The sequence below is a fragment of the Spirosoma sordidisoli genome (assembly GCF_004138325.1).
GTDB classification, from domain to species: domain Bacteria; phylum Bacteroidota; class Bacteroidia; order Cytophagales; family Spirosomataceae; genus Spirosoma; species Spirosoma sordidisoli.
Map to the genome: position 1 here is coordinate 298,090 of NZ_SBLB01000001.1, position 14,581 is coordinate 312,670.

The window sequence follows — 14,581 nt, forward strand, 5'->3', positions numbered from 1 at the left end:
ACGCTAATCCTCACTACCGGACGGTGCGGTTCTCTAACCCATTAGCAATACCGTCCATGAATCCAATCTTATTCGAAGAACTCGTCGATAAGTCGGGTTACCTGCGTTCTATTGAGCAGCTGGAAGCCGCCAATGCCAAATTTGCCGATGCCGCGGTGATTCAGAATGAGCGCATTAGAAAGAGCCAGGCTGAACTAATCGCCGAGCTGACCAAACAGCGCGATATCGTCGTTCAACTTAACAACGTCCAACGCGGGGCGGGTAGTGAACTCAGCGGCCTGAAAGACGACGTTACGGGCCTGACGACAGCCTACCGGCAGAGCAACGAGCAGCTGAAACGGAATGAGCAGTTTCTGCAAAACAACAGTCAGGTCGTTGATCAGATGCAGAAGCGGCTGGCCACGTTATCGGCTGAGTACGCCAAGCTCGATCTATCCCAGAAAGCGGACCTCAAGCGCAAAAAGGAGATCGAGCGCGAACTGACCCAAACCACCCGGGCCTATAATTCCCTGATACGGGTTACCAATACTGCCAGCAAAGCCACCGATACGGCTGAGCGCTCCTATGATCGGTTGTCAAAACAGACCAACCAACTGCGGGCTCAGCTGCGGGCCATGCCTGGGGCTTTCGATGCCGAAACGGGAGCCATCAACCGCAACAACCGGGCGGCTGTCGAGCTGCAGAAGCAGATCGAGAAGAACAGCAAGGCGCTGTTAGCCGCCGATCGGGCCATGGGGACCAGCACCCGTAACGTGGGAAATTACGGGTCTGTAGTGAAAGACGTAGCCGGGCAGCTGGTTGGCTTTTCGTCGGCGGCCGGTGCGGTGGTTCTGGTGCTGCGGGGCATACAGGCCGGTCTGGGCATCGTTCAGGATATGGAGCGGCTGAACGCCGGGCTTCGTGCCTCTAGCCGGGATTCGGCCGACTTCGCCCGATCGCAACAGTTCCTGCTGGGCCTGGCTGACAAACTGGGAGTTGAGTACGATACGCTGGTCGGCACCTATAAGAGCCTGAAAGCCGCGACGAAAGACACGAATATGGAGGGTAAGGCCACCGAAAATGTGTTCCGGGCTGTCGTTACGGCTGGGGCAAAACTGGGCCTGACCAACGAGGAGGTAGAGGGCACGCTGCGCGCCTTAGAGCAGATGATCAGCAAGGGTAAGGTATCGGCGGAAGAGTTGCGCGGCCAGCTGGGCGAGCGTCTTCCAGGTGCCTTGCGCCTGATGTCGGAAGCCCTGGGCGTCAGCACATCCAAGCTGGACGACATGATGAAAAACGGCGAGCTGATCGCTACCGAGGTGTTGCCCAAATTTGCGGCTCAGCTTGGTAAGACCTACTCGCTCGAAAACAACCAGCGTATCGAGACGATGGCCGCTAATACGGCCCGCGTGAAAAATGAAACGGTGTTGCTGGTCGATCAAATAAACAACAGCACAGGGGTAAACAAATTTTTCTCGGCCTTGTCGGGTGGGTTTGCGGGGGCGCTGCGTAACCTGCGGTTGTTCGTCAGGGATGGTTCGTGGACGGAGTTCATTACCTTCTTCGGTCCTAATTCGCTGTCGGCCCGCACGGCGCGATCTATAGCTAAAGACGATGCTGTCGCCAAATTCAGTCAGATGGACCCCAAGCAACGAGCCGCGGAGCTGAAACGGCTGCGGGCGCTGGAGGATCAGCAGACCAAAGCCGGTTCCGATGACCGGTACCAGACCCGGGAGATTCGTCGAAAGCTACAGGATGAAGAGCTGAAGATGACCGTCGCCGGTATTCAGGAAAAACGGCGCAATGAGCTGATTGCCGAGAAGGATGCCGTCGAGAAAAACGAGAAGGACCTGACCCGCTTCCAAAAGCAGGCTGTTCGGAAGCGGACGGCGGAGCTGATTGCGCTCGAAAAGCAGTTGGCCGGTGACCCTCAAAACGAAGTACTAGCCGAGAAATTAAAGGTCTATACAAGACTCGATAAAGAGCAGAAAACGAAGGATAAGGAAGTCGCCGACCGGCTGAAGCTGGATAAGCCCGCCAAAGATGATCTGTCCGTACTGGAGCAGCTCGACAAGCAAATCAAATCCATCGAAGAGACCCTGCAAAAACAGGCCATGCAGGATCTGAAGGCCGGGCGCCTGATCGACGTCGACCCCAAACTCACGGCGAAGGTCACGGAGCTGAAAAAACAGTACGAAGCCATCAAGGCCATGCAGGAAGCGATCGAAAAAGGCACCTACAATACCAAGGTGACCTACGATGCCCAGCCGCTGGCCAGTATCGACGATGCTACGGCTTACACGGGTACCCGAGTCGGGCGTAATAAGTCGGCCGAGCTGTCGCCTGAGCAGATCAAAGCCAAAGCCGCCAAAACGCTGGCCGCCCAGACCGACACGCTGCAAAAGCAGATGTACATCATTCAGGAGTACGCTGGCAAACGGGAAAAATTAGAGTTCGACCTGGCTGGTGATCTGTATTCGGTTCGTGAATCGGACAAAAACCAGCTGCGTAGCCTCCTCGAGGAGCAACAGGAGGCTGAGCGGGCCGGGCAGAAAGAGCGGGTGCAGCTGATCGAGGAAGAGATTCGCCGGAAGAAGGAACTCTACAAAGAGGATATGCAGGCCCGGCGTGAGGTCGTTGAGAAATCAATTGAAATTGGCACGACGCTGGTGAACGGGTTATTCGAGATTGAACAGCAGAAGAATCAAAACCGTATCGCCGACCTGGAAAAGCAGAAGGAGTACGAATTAAGCGTAGCAGGTGACAATGCTGGGGCTAAAGAGGCTATAGAAAGAAAGTATGACGAAAAGCGAAAGGCCATACAACGCAAGCAGGATGTGCAGGCTAGGGCTCAGGCGCTCTTTAACGTCGCCTTGTCTACTATTCAGGGTGTGGCCAAAGCATACGCTATGGGGCCGGTGGGCATCCCGCTTGCTGTAGCTATGGGAGTTTTAGGCGCTGTTCAGGCCGGATTAATACTCGCAAAACCAATGCCAGCCTACAAAGACGGCCGTGGGGCTGGTGACACCTACGAAGGGCCAGCACTAGCCGGTGAAGCCGGGAAAGAGTTGCTGGTACGCGACAATAAGGCTTCGCTGATCGATAAGCCCTCTATTGTTGATGTCAAAAAGGGAGATATTATCTACCCAAATCACATCACAGAACGGCTTTTGCGGGGCGAGTACAGGGAAGGCAGTCAAATCATGGAACGCAACCGGGTGGCAGGTCAGACGGCCACGCAGCTGTCGCAGGGTCGCGACCAGTACCAAGCCTATTTAATGAGTAAGGCTTTCGGCTATGGTGGACCTTCGGCCAGTGCCATCGGAAAGGCCGTAGGGGATGCTATCGCCAAACACCCCAAGTTCCACCTGAGCTTTGATAAGAACGGGTTTAATGTAAGCCAGCACGACGCCAACACCCGAATTATTCAACAACGCAACAAACACCAGCTGGGCAAGTAGCTACTTCCCGGCGACTTTACTATACGGTTGTTTCAATTTGATAACATAGCCGTTTCTTTGCTGTAAACTTTATAAAAACAGTATGAGATTTATAGCTACAGTAATTTTTGTTGCTGTCCTTGGTAACGCTTATGGACAGGCCAGCCTTTACGGGAAGAAGCAGGAGGGGCCGCTAACGTTGGAGGGTGGTAAGCAGGTGTCCGTTGGCGATACAATTCACTTTGGTAGGGGCACCATGCCGGGCGGAGACTTCAAATACATTCAAACTCCGGCTAATGCCATTGTTGGACTAGCGGAAAGCTCGTTACCTCACCAGTGGGGCGGGCGGTTCGCCATAGTCAATGCGATACGTACGAATGAAACCAAGCGGTTTGGCAAAAAAACATACGTTGTTGTCAGTGCGGGGCGAAACGCAATGATTGAGATTGAACCAGCTATAGAGGTCGGAGAGGTTGTTGCAATTAACAGCCAGTCAGTTAAGACAAAAAATGCAACAAATAGCAGTTCTACGGTATCCGTGGCCGATGAGTTAATTAAGCTGAAACAGTTGCTTGATGCGGGCGCGATCTCTCAGGGGGAATATGATCAGCAAAAGAAGAAGCTACTTAACCCGTAGCACAACAAAAGCCCGGTCGCTACTGGCCGGGCTTTTGTTATTTGTCGTCATAATGACCTTTGCAAGAGGCTATATATACGGCACTGTCGTCAACTTTGTAAATAAAACGGTGGCCAGTTTCTAACCTACGCGACCAATACGTCTTATAAATGCCGTGCTTTAATGGTTCGGGCTTGCCTTTACCGTCAAAAGGCGTTCGCGCACACTCTTCGGCAAATTCAGCAATCTTTTGGGCAATCTTCGGGTTCTCAGTCATCCATGACTGCAAATCACCAAGCGCCTTCAAGCTGAACGTAATGTCCCGCTTTACACTACGCTGGGACTTCATTAACAAATTGCTGTAACTGCTCTACTGAAAACGTTTTGCCGCGTCCCTCCGCAAAGTCGCACTCAGCCTGCGAAATGACGTCAGTCAACGTTTCGGTACGGGCTACCTCGTAGCGAGTTACACCTAGCCGCTTTGCTAGTTGCGTTATAGCTTTTGCCACACGCGGATTGGTTACAATGTGGATGCTTGTCATAGTTTAGTATCTGTCTAGGCACTTACGGCACTATTGCCTCGCCCTTTTTTGTAAAAGAGCTTGACATTTTACGCTCAAATAACGTAAAACTTGTTGTTTAGGTTGTTATTTACTTGTGTTTTTTCTTGTAAATATATTTGTGAATTAGCTGTACACCTATCCCACCCCCTCCACAATGCCTTTAATGCGCCTAAAATGACCGTTTAGTCATTTAACACATAGTAACATGCGATATATTTCAGGTTATGCCCTATATTTACATCAAACAACCGAAAGTATGCCAACCATTACTGAGACGACAGGGAAACTTATAAGAGAAGCTCGAAAGGCAGCAGGGCTAACTCAGAAAGAATTAGGGGAAAAAATGGGAGTCTCTGAATCAACGGTTAATAAGTACGAAGCCGGGAAGCAAAATTTGTCGATTGAGACAGTAGAGCGCATTGCCAAGGCCCTGGGGGCCGAACTTGAAATTTATTTCAAGAAATAGTGTTTTTATTTACCCTTGCACTTGGAATATATACCAAGCTTACGTACCTTTGATTTGTCAATGAGGGACGAAAACAGCGACACAGTACCCTAACCCGGTTGCCTCGCTCAACGGTAGAACCCGAAACGACAAAGAAATACCCCCAACGCTATCAGTTTGGCGACGGAAGCGAAGGGGGCAAGTAAACCAAACCTATCAGATTTATGTCTACGGAACAAAAGTACGTGGGTAAGGGCGATAATGCCCCATCTATTCCACAAACGGCCCCCAGCGCGGCCCAATGGCCCAAACCGACCTGGCACGCGCTCTATCTGGCTCAACTGGTAGCCGACGGCTCATTGAGCGAAGACGACCGCAATTGGTCTGAAATCATCCCTATTCCTGACGAGAGTATGCAGGCGGGCGGGCCGTTAAACTTCGGCGGCTCGGTCGTCTCGCTCATGCTTGACCCCACCGAATACCACAGCACAACGGGCGTTGTTCTGATTCAGCTACGAGCCACCCCCGCCACCTACATCATTGGCCGGGTACGTTCAGCCAACAAGGTAGGTATGGTTATCAGCCGCGACAATCCGGCATGGCCTACCCGCGCTATTCGCTACGGCGAAGTCGTCAACATGTACAAGGGTCTCTTCGTAACCAACGCCCCCGTACTGTGATGAATGAGCTAATTCGTATCACTACCGACGCTCCCTGAGCGTCGGTAGTATCGGCCCGTGACCTGTACAGTTTTCTGGAAGTAAAGAGTCGCTTCAATGACTGGATAAAAAACCGGATCATCAAGTACGGCTTCATTGAAGATACCGACTATGTAACGCTTACTAAAACTTTAGTAAGCGGGGGTGTTGAAACTGACTACGCCCTGACGCTCGACATGGCCAAAGAGCTGTCGATGGTCGAGCGAAACGCGAAAGGCAAAGAGGCCCGGCAATACTTCATCGAAGCCGAAAAGATAGCCCGGCAACTGATTGAACAGCAAGCCCCGGCCCCCGCCCTGAGTAACGAACAGTTGATTCTACAACTCATGGCCGGGCAACAGGAAATCTTAAGCCAGTTGCGGGCCGACATTGAAAGTATCAAAGCGGGCCAACGACCGCCCGCCCGCGTACTACCGGGCTTGCCGGGCCGTCAGCTATCCCTGCCGGGCGTATCTGCCAGACGGAGGCCCGAAAACTTCCGATCAATGATTAGCCGGAAAGTGGCCGACTACTCGGCTACCTGCGGGGCTACTACTCAGCAAACCTACAACTACCTGTATAAGCGGCTTTACCATATCTACGGTATAGATGTGTACCAACTGTTTCGAGGTGAACGCGAAAGCATCTTGGATGCGTTGGAAAAATACGGCCATTTGGAGCGGCTATATGGGCTAATCATGGCAGAACTCAATATTCCAGACGATTTATAACTATATACTACATGAAGCGAATCTCTTATGAAAATCGGCGTGGGCCTGTATTGAATCCCAAACTAAGCCCCAAACACAAGCCCGTTCAGATCGATCAGGAAAAGCAGGAGAAAAAGCAGGAGGCAATCAGTCGTGTAGTTCAGCACTGTCAAATTCGAAGCCAGAAGCAGGAACAAAAACAACTACCCAAACCCTCCAAGAAAATGTTGTCTCCAAAGAAATCGTCTTGGCGAAAATATAGGTCAACAGTTTGGGCGTTAACCTATGAGCAGCCACTGAGCAACTTGCCCTTTTACATGCTCAGGCATTTTAAAGGATTTCATCTTGACCATATAGTTAGCATTTCGGATGGCCATAAACATTCTATACCGACCGAATGGATAGCTGACCTAACTAATCTACGAATGATTCCGGCTAACGAAAACATGCTCAAAGGTCGATTGTCAGACCCAGTTGCACTTAATAAAATGTTGCGCAGATTATCAGAGTAGGTTTTTCTCAAAACTCTTGCATTTTTCTAACAGCGGTTGACAATCGCATACTCGTTATCCCACAGCTCGAAGCTCGATTTATGCAGGCCACCCCCAAATTCTTCGGCGGTATAGCCTGTTTTTAGAGAAACAGGCTTTCCGTTGACCAATAAATTGCGGTGTGCAAGCATCGTAGTGTATCCCTCCTCACCAAACGCATCGGTCGGAACGGCAACAAAAGGGATATACTTATGAGTCTTGATTAGCGGAATTAATTTTACCCCCGTAGTCACTTCCTCATATTCTTCCTTTTGCGTCTCGGCCATAATCTGGCCGACCTGGCATTTCAGCCGTAACTTATTGACCACCACTTCGAGGGCAGGCAGTTCGTAATCGATCAGGCCGAGCGGGCGGCTGTTGCGGTATTCGAACACGGCCGACAGCTTATCATAGCCGGATTTTAGCAGCCATACCCGGTTGGAGTACACATACCCGCTCCCGCTGTTGATCCGCAGGCGATAATAGCCGTTCGCCGGTAATCCGGTCGGCGGTATCGTCAGGTTGATCTCGGCCACCGTCGACAGATAGGCGTTGTGGATGGCCACGGTACCAATACCGGCCTTGGCCACCGCCAGCGTATCAGCGCGGACCAGATCCACGCCCCCCGACAGCGCCGGGTCATCCAGAAAGCCAAGCAGGCACGTGTAAGTTTCGTCAGGTGCCAGGATGACCGACGCGGCCCCGATCTGGAACGTTTGCTGCATGGGCAGGCCGAGCAGGTGCGAAGCCTCGGGCGGGGTTGTGCCGAAGCTCAGGAACGAATATCTATTCAACAGGCTCATGTTGGGGCTGGGGTTGCTGTGCTTTATACTTCTTTTCGAGGGCGTCTACATACTGCCAGAAATCGAGCGAGGGCGTCTGATCAGTTACCGGCAGGTGCTCCAGCTGGAGCGCAATTTTGTTGCCTACGTAATTACTCCGGATCCGCTCCCAGTCGTTGTTTTTGCCGACGAACCGGGGCGGCTTGAGGCTTTGCTGAATCTCGTACACCAAACTCTTCCGTTGATCAGCCAGGGCGGGGTTGTCGGGATCGATCACCTCGTCGATCTGCAGCAACAGCAGCCGTTGCAGCCTGGCCACGTGCTCCGCTTCGCCGTCGGGGAACCGCTCCGGATAGGCCCGGTTCAGTTCCCCGTAGACTTTTTTCGCAACTCAGCCCACCACGACTGCAACAGCGTCTCGTTCAGCCCGCGGCTGGCCAGCTCCCTCGATAGCTGCTCCACCCCTTCCGGCGTGTAGTCGGTCCAGGCCTGTCCGTCGATCGACTCGACCAGACAGCAAAAAGCCAGCTGGGCCGGGCTTTGCTGCTTTTCGAGCAGGTTGGCAAACAGGAAGCGGGTGTTGTTGATCGCGTTCATCTGGGCGTCCTGATCATCCGAGCCAATCAGACCAATCATCGTCTCGAAATGGCGGTCGATATCGTTCATGTTCGAGCCGATGCCACTAGCGACCAGGGCGTAGTAGTCGTGTTCGGTACGCCTTGATTCGGGCAGGGTGCGGGGGCTGTCATGAGCCAGCAACACGCAGCCCGACGGCAGGGTGAACTCTTTCATGTGTTGAGATATGAAATAAATGGCACGTGACCAATAGAAAGTGCCAGCTGAACTAACTGTCCTATTGTATACTCGCGTTTGTTATACTCGCGAAGAACCTGCAGTAGTCTCTGCCTATTTGCAAGCCAAATTGGGGAAGGAGTATATTCTATTGGGGTTTGCCAAAACTTTCGGCAACTAAGAAAAAGAAAACTAGCCATAAGCGTTTAGTTTATGATTTTATTGAGCCAAACCTGTAGGGGTATGGCTGCCAGGGGCACAAATACATAGATGCTGCACGGTATCAGCTGAAGAAGGGCGAAAACCGCGAAGCCGATCCAGAACCCCCGGCAGAGTAGGCACGGCTGAGCAGGCCAGTACTTACACCAGAACCCGTGGGTGTTCATGTAATCGTCGATCTCCCACTTTTCGGCGAGCATCACGCCGGTAGTGCCACATAGGGCGGTGATGAGCAGGGCTAGTAACATAGATCAGCGTAGTGGACAATGCCGGATGACAAAGGCGACTCATTGCCTGTAGGGGTCATTGTTTGCAAGAAAACCCATAAGGGTTGACTACCCCCGGCGCATGACAATGTGACTGCCATACAACAGCCTTGGAGCAATCCCTCAGACACGAATAGATTCATCGGACGGCGGTAAATGGATGAGGGCCGCACCGTCCGGTAGTGGGCGTAAGGAGAGGGCTAAATTACGCTTTATTTCCTATTTTTACGACACCCCTCACTACCGGACGGTGCGGTTCTCTAACCCATTAGCATTACCGTCCATGAATCCAATCCTATTTGAAGACCTTGTTGATGTTCAGTCCTTCCAGAAGGCGCTGAATAGCCTTGAATCAGCTAATGCCCGCTGGGCCGACGCTGCGGTACTCCAAAACGAGCGCATCAAAAAGAGCCAGGCCGAACTGAACGCCGAGTTGACCAAACAGCGGAACCTCATCGCGCAACTCAACAATAAGCAACAGGGCGCTGTCGAGACCGTAACCGGACTGAAAGACGACGTTGCTGGCCTGACAACGGCCTATCGGCAGAACAACGACCAACTCAAACGTAACGAGCAGTTCCTGCAGAACAACAACAAGGTTGTTGATCAGATGCAGAAGCGCCTGGCCACGTTGTCGGCCGAGTACGCCAAGCTCGATTTGTCCCAGAAGGCCGATGTCAAGCGCAAAAAGGAGATCGAGCGGGAACTGACCCAGACCACCCGGGCGTACAACTCCCTGATTCGCGTTACCAACACCGCCACCAAAGCCACAGAATCGGCGGAGCGTTCGTATGATCGCCTTAATCAAGAGACCAAGCAACTGCGGGCTCAGCTGCGGGCGTTGGATAATGTATTTGAGACGAATACACTAAAAATCAATAACAATAATAAGGCTGCGGCCGAGCTGTTGGCACGTATTCAAGCGAATGATCGGGCACTTCGGCAGCTGGATGCTCAGATGGGTATTCAAACCCGCAGTTCGAGTAATTACGGGACGTCGTTGAAAAATGTAGCCTCCAATGCACTACTAACAGCGGGTAGCCTGATTGGTATTACTTCGGCGCTGGATGCAGTGCAGATGGGGCTGGGCATCATTGCAGACATGGAGCGCGTTAATTCGGCACTCAAAGCTGTATCTAAAGACTCTGCCGATTTTCAGCAAACCCAAAAATTTCTCCTAACAACGGCCAACGATCTGGGTCTGCGGTATGATGTGCTGGCAAAATCCTACAAGGGACTAAAGGCAGCGACAAACAACACCGCCTTAGAGGGTAAGGCCACGCAGCAAATATTTTCCGGACTCGTACGGTCGGGGGCGGCTCTAAAACTATCTAATGAGGAGATAGAGGGCGCAATAAAGGCTGTAGAGCAGATGATGTCCAAAGGCAAAGTGACTGCGGAGGAGCTTCGCGGCCAGCTGGCGGAACGTCTACCCGGCGCTATGCGACTACTGGCCGAAGCTACGGGCCTTTCTGAAGTCGAGTTAAACAAAATGATGGAGAAGGGGGAGCTACTGGCTGTTAATGTCCTTCCTCAGCTAGCGGATCAGCTGGATAAGACTTACGGCAAAGATGCGCAGAACAATTTGGCGTCTATGGCGGGCGGCTGGAATGTGCTCACAAATGAAGTACATCTATTCCTGGCTGCACTTAACGATGACGGGGCTATCGACCGAACAGCTACCAATATTACTGGTATGATTGCCGATACGCTGCGGGGTATGCGGGCTGCGGTGCGGTCGTCGGACTGGAAAACGTTTTTTGGTGCCTTGGCTAGCTATACCGGCATGGGTATGGTCATTCCCGGCATTGGCGACGAAGCCGTAAAGCAAGTAGGTCGCAATTCGCGCAATGAAAAAGTAGTCAATCAGTATCAGTCTATGTCTATAGATCAGCGTAAGGCTCGTCGTGAGATTACGCAGGATGCCATTGCCCGCGACGAAAATCTACTTAATACAACGTATAAGGATTCTATTTTCGGCGGTAACAAATCCAAAGTAGAGGATCGGATTAAGGAGAATAAACAGCTTCTGGAAAAGCTGAACAAGGCAGAAAAAGACGTCCGTCGTCAGCAGCGTAAGGATAATGAGCAGGAGGAAATCAATGCACAGCGCAAGGCAGCGACCAATAAGGCGGCTGAAGCGGAGCGGCAGGCCAAAGAAGCAAAAGCCCGCGCTGCTGCGCGAACAAAGGCCGAAGTTGAGGCTGATCGTCAGTTGAGCGAATCTCTGTCAGTTAGCAAGGCTAATACAGGTAATCAGCTAGCGGGGCTTTCCAATGACAAGCAGGATGGGTTGCTTTCGGAGCAGGATTTCATTGAGCAGCGGCAGAAAATCACCCTCGCCGGTATCGCCGAACGGCAGGGTTTGCTCATAAAGGCGGGCAAGAAAGAAACCGACGATTACAAAAAGCTGCTGGCCGAAAAGTTGGAAGCCGAAACGCAGTACAAACGTGACCTGCTCAAAATACGACTTGCCGACAGCAGACAGAGCACCGCCAACGCATTAGGGCAATTGTCGGCAGACAAAGAAGATGGTACTGTATCGGAGGCTGAGTTTGTAGAGCGCCGGAATGCTATAACCGTCGGCGGTATACAGGACCGGCAGCGTATTCTGGAAGAGGCTGGCTTGCAGGAAAGTAAACTGTATCGTGATGCCGAATCGGAGATTCTGGACGCCAGCGCCGATTATTATAAAGATAGGCTTAAGATCGCAAAGGCGGGGTGGAAGGCTGAGTTAGCCGAATTAAACGATGCATTCAAAGAGATTGATGGCGAAACGGCAGCGAACTATCAAGACCAGTTGGTGGAGCTGCAACGCTTCTACGATAAAAGGCGCGCAGAGGTTCAGAAGAATGTAAACAATGGGCGTATATCGGAGAGTGAAGGCAAGGCACAGTTGGCCGGTATAGACTTAGATCAGCTAAGGGATGAAATTACGGCTCTGGGCTTTTTCTACGAACAGGACCGGCAACTCAGCGAGCAGGCAACGGCTGAAAAAATAAACCACCTCGAGGAGTGGAAAGAAACCGGCATCAAGACTGCGGCTGAGATGTTGGAGGCTGACCGGCAGATTGCGGCCATCAAAAAAGCCCGGGAGGAAGAAGCCGCTAAAGACAAAAAGCGACTTGATAAAGAGGTAGCGGATAACGCGATAAGTCAATCCAAGCGCAAAACCGATAAGGAAATAGCGAATGATGAAAAGGTAGCTACGAAGCGGAAGCAGTTAACCGACTTTGCTTTACAGCTAACACAGGTAGTGGGCGACGGCCTTTTTGATGCAGAAAAGCAGCGTACCCAAAACAAGATTACGGCCCTTGAAAAACAAAAGGAGGCCGAGTTGCAGGCGGTTGGGGGCAACGAATCGGCGAAGGCTGCTATCGAAAGGAAGTACGATGAGCAGCGGAAAAGGCTGATGCGTCAGCAGGATATACAAACCCGTCAGAAAGCTATTTTTGATATAATCCTGGCAGCGGCCGTAAACATTGCCAAAAATCCGGCCCTCGCGCTGTTTACGGGCGGGCTTGCTCTGGCTCAGATTGCTATTGTCCAAAGCCAACCGCTCCCAGCTTACAAAGACGGCCGTGGGGCTGGTGACACGTACGAAGGCCCAGCGCTGGCCGGTGAAGCCGGGAAAGAGCTACTGGTACGCGACAACAAGGCGTCGTTGATTGATAAACCCTCTATTCTAAACGTCAAAAAGGGCGACATTATCTATCCCAATCACATCACAGAGCGGCTTTTACGGGGTGAGTACCGGGAAGGCAGCCAAATCATGGAACGTAGCCGTGTGGCAGGCCAAACGGTTGCGCAACTGTCGCAGGGTCGCGATGCGTACCAGGCGAAACTAATCGCATCAGCGTTCCATGCTGGCCCCACGGCCGGAGCCATCGGTAAAGCCGTAGGGGATGCTATAGCCAAGCACCCCAAATTTCACCTCACGTTCGACCGGAACGGGTTCAATGTGAGCCAGCATGACGCCAACACCCGAATTATTCAACAGCGCAACAAACACCAGTTGGGCAAGTGAGGCTGCCTAATAATTACCTCACAAACTTCTTAATGTGAGGTAATTATTAGCTTCCAAGAATCATACCGCCCATCTTCAAAAACGTTCTCTACACGAAAGTGGGCGGTATCTTTTCTATATTCCTTTCCAGTTCTTAAGGCTGTAGATAAACCAGCTGGCATTGGCTCCCCTATCAGATTAAACGTTTTACGGGCTGCACTTTCATACTTTGACAAGGCAGTAGACTTGCTACTCATATTGGGTATATTCACTTTTAACTTCAAAGTTTCAATGTGCCCTTCCGCTGGCGACTCCAAATATAAGGCCAGGTTATTGAGTATGCCACCTATACCTGGTGTACCAAATTCGTAAAAGTCTGATGCCGCTATCCAGCCAAAGCCTTCATCAAAACGCCACCGGCGTAAAGCACCAATACCCACAGCGCTCAGTTTCTGTCGGCAGTCATCTACGTTATTAAAGAGATCAATTTTGCGAGGTGGCGGCTCTGGAGCGGCTTCAATCTGAGAGAGAAGCGTAGAATCTTCAGCAGAATAACTCTTTGGCCGCTCGACTGTTGTCTGAGTTGGAGACGAGCAAGAAACGACGGTGCTTGAAGCTAAAATAGCCAAAATGAGCCTTAACATGATGTGGAATATTAATGATGTGTATTAAGTGTACGAATTTAAGCCGACGGTTAGCGATATGCCTACATCGGTTTGAGGGTGCTAACCTAATGCCCAAAAGCCAAAAAAGTACCTCTACAAATCAAATAAGTATATCATTACCTTTATGTATTATCGCCAATAGTGATTATTAAACGCTTTAGACAGTATGGGCAAATACATAAGTACAGAGGAGTTCTTAAGTAACGTAACCCTTCAGCTTGAGTTGCTGTACAAGATTGATAGCATATTAGAAAACCACATAGATAACCTGGATAGCCCTCCGACTAGATTGATTAATGAGTATAATAAATATTATGAGAATGGCGATATAACGAAAGAAGAGTACCAAGCGGCTATAGATATTTGGCTCGATCATTATCCACGACGTTAAAGCAGCCTTGACTGTAGAAGCAAGGAAAATACCTTTAACACAAGCAAATGACCGTTTAGTCATTTGACCATGTGACCCAAACCGGGCGGGCGGTCAAAACCTGTATATTTGTCACACACAATCAACCAGAGGTATGTCAGACATAACAGAGCAGGTAGGGGCACTTATTCGTGAGGCTCGAAAAGCGAAAGGATTAAGCCAAGAAGAATTGGCGAAGCTGATGGGGGTTACCAAGGCCGCAATCAGTGGATACGAAACGGGTAAACAGAACCTCACCGTAGGAACACTTTATAAAGTGTCTATTGCTTTAAACTTGCCGCTAAAAATCAGTTTAGGTTGAAATATATTTTTTGCCCTCTATGTATAGATATATCTGTACTTTTGCGTACCTTTGATTTGTCAATGAGGGACGAAAACAGCGACACAGTACCCTAACCCGGTTGCCTCGCTCAACGGTAGAACCCGAAACGACAAAAAAA

General features: G+C 51.0%; 14 protein-coding genes and 1 pseudogene. 8 read left to right on the forward strand and 7 right to left on the reverse strand.

The genetic code is table 11. The features are described 5' to 3' along the window. Nucleotides 1-56: 56 nt before the first annotated feature. Nucleotides 57-3,440 (forward strand): tape measure protein, encoded by a 3,384-nt coding sequence (locus EQG79_RS01495; RefSeq protein WP_165358817.1) that lies wholly within the window; start codon nt 57-59, stop codon nt 3,438-3,440. An 82-nt stretch (nt 3,441-3,522) separates the two neighbouring features. Beyond that, nucleotides 3,523-4,056 carry an SHOCT domain-containing protein gene (locus EQG79_RS01500; protein WP_129599339.1) on the forward strand — a complete coding sequence of 178 codons (534 nt, stop codon included), beginning with the start codon at nt 3,523-3,525 and terminating at the stop codon, nt 4,054-4,056. A 37-nt stretch (nt 4,057-4,093) separates the two neighbouring features. On the opposite strand, the gene EQG79_RS01505 is transcribed toward EQG79_RS01500, so the two are convergent. Continuing rightward, nucleotides 4,094-4,384 carry a Txe/YoeB family addiction module toxin gene (locus EQG79_RS01505; protein ID WP_129599343.1) on the reverse strand — a complete coding sequence of 97 codons (291 nt, stop codon included), beginning with the start codon at nt 4,382-4,384 and terminating at the stop codon, nt 4,094-4,096. Nucleotides 4,385-4,854: 470 nt separating this feature from the next. Between EQG79_RS01505 and EQG79_RS01510 the strand changes: the two genes are divergently transcribed. The 4 genes and pseudogenes from EQG79_RS01510 (at nt 4,855) to EQG79_RS01525 (ending at nt 6,963) form a co-directional block, all read left to right on the forward strand. Beyond that, the gene (locus tag EQG79_RS01510; RefSeq protein ID WP_129599346.1) at nt 4,855-5,064 is read left to right on the forward strand and encodes a helix-turn-helix domain-containing protein; all 210 of its coding nucleotides are present in this window, start codon (nt 4,855-4,857) and stop codon (nt 5,062-5,064) included. A gap of 203 nt (nt 5,065-5,267) precedes the next feature. After that, a complete protein-coding gene (locus EQG79_RS01515) occupies nt 5,268-5,723 on the forward strand; it encodes a hypothetical protein (protein ID WP_129599348.1) in 456 nt (151 codons plus the stop codon). 59 nt (nt 5,724-5,782) lie between these two features. Next, a pseudogene (locus EQG79_RS01520) lies at nt 5,783-6,472 on the forward strand (antA/AntB antirepressor family protein); the annotation flags it as partial. Between the two features lie 11 nt (nt 6,473-6,483). Then, a complete protein-coding gene (locus tag EQG79_RS01525) occupies nt 6,484-6,963 on the forward strand; it encodes a hypothetical protein (protein ID WP_129599354.1) in 480 nt (159 codons plus the stop codon). A 26-nt stretch (nt 6,964-6,989) separates the two neighbouring features. Here EQG79_RS01525 and EQG79_RS01530 read toward each other — a convergent pair whose 3' ends face one another. From EQG79_RS01530 to EQG79_RS30890, 5 genes are all read right to left on the reverse strand, one after another. Continuing rightward, a complete protein-coding gene (locus EQG79_RS01530) occupies nt 6,990-7,784 on the reverse strand; it encodes a hypothetical protein (protein WP_129599357.1) in 795 nt (264 codons plus the stop codon). Further along, on the reverse strand, nt 7,768-8,082 hold the full coding sequence (locus EQG79_RS01535) for a hypothetical protein (protein WP_129599360.1): 315 nt from the start codon (nt 8,080-8,082) through the stop codon (nt 7,768-7,770). Before EQG79_RS01535 ends, EQG79_RS01530 begins: the two co-directional genes overlap by 17 nt. A gap of 44 nt (nt 8,083-8,126) precedes the next feature. Beyond that, nucleotides 8,127-8,555: a hypothetical protein gene (locus EQG79_RS01540; RefSeq protein WP_129599365.1), complete on the reverse strand. Its 429-nt coding sequence runs from the start codon at nt 8,553-8,555 to the stop codon at nt 8,127-8,129. A gap of 206 nt (nt 8,556-8,761) precedes the next feature. After that, a complete protein-coding gene (locus EQG79_RS01545) occupies nt 8,762-9,022 on the reverse strand; it encodes a hypothetical protein (RefSeq protein WP_129599370.1) in 261 nt (86 codons plus the stop codon). A gap of 370 nt (nt 9,023-9,392) precedes the next feature. After that, nucleotides 9,393-9,599, reverse strand: a complete 207-nt coding sequence (locus tag EQG79_RS30890; RefSeq protein WP_165358818.1) for a hypothetical protein — start codon at nt 9,597-9,599, stop codon at nt 9,393-9,395. Between the two features lie 51 nt (nt 9,600-9,650). On the opposite strand from EQG79_RS30890, the gene EQG79_RS01550 reads away from it, so the two are divergent. Further along, a complete protein-coding gene (locus tag EQG79_RS01550; protein ID WP_165358819.1) occupies nt 9,651-13,067 on the forward strand; it encodes a tape measure protein in 3,417 nt (1,138 codons plus the stop codon). Between the two features lie 29 nt (nt 13,068-13,096). On the opposite strand, the gene EQG79_RS01555 is transcribed toward EQG79_RS01550, so the two are convergent. Then, a complete protein-coding gene (locus EQG79_RS01555; RefSeq protein WP_129599380.1) occupies nt 13,097-13,690 on the reverse strand; it encodes a hypothetical protein in 594 nt (197 codons plus the stop codon). A 545-nt stretch (nt 13,691-14,235) separates the two neighbouring features. On the opposite strand from EQG79_RS01555, the gene EQG79_RS01560 reads away from it, so the two are divergent. Then, entirely contained in the window at nt 14,236-14,442 is a 207-nt protein-coding gene (locus EQG79_RS01560) for a helix-turn-helix domain-containing protein (RefSeq protein WP_129599383.1), read from the forward strand. The last annotated feature ends 139 nt before the right edge of the window (nt 14,443-14,581 follow it).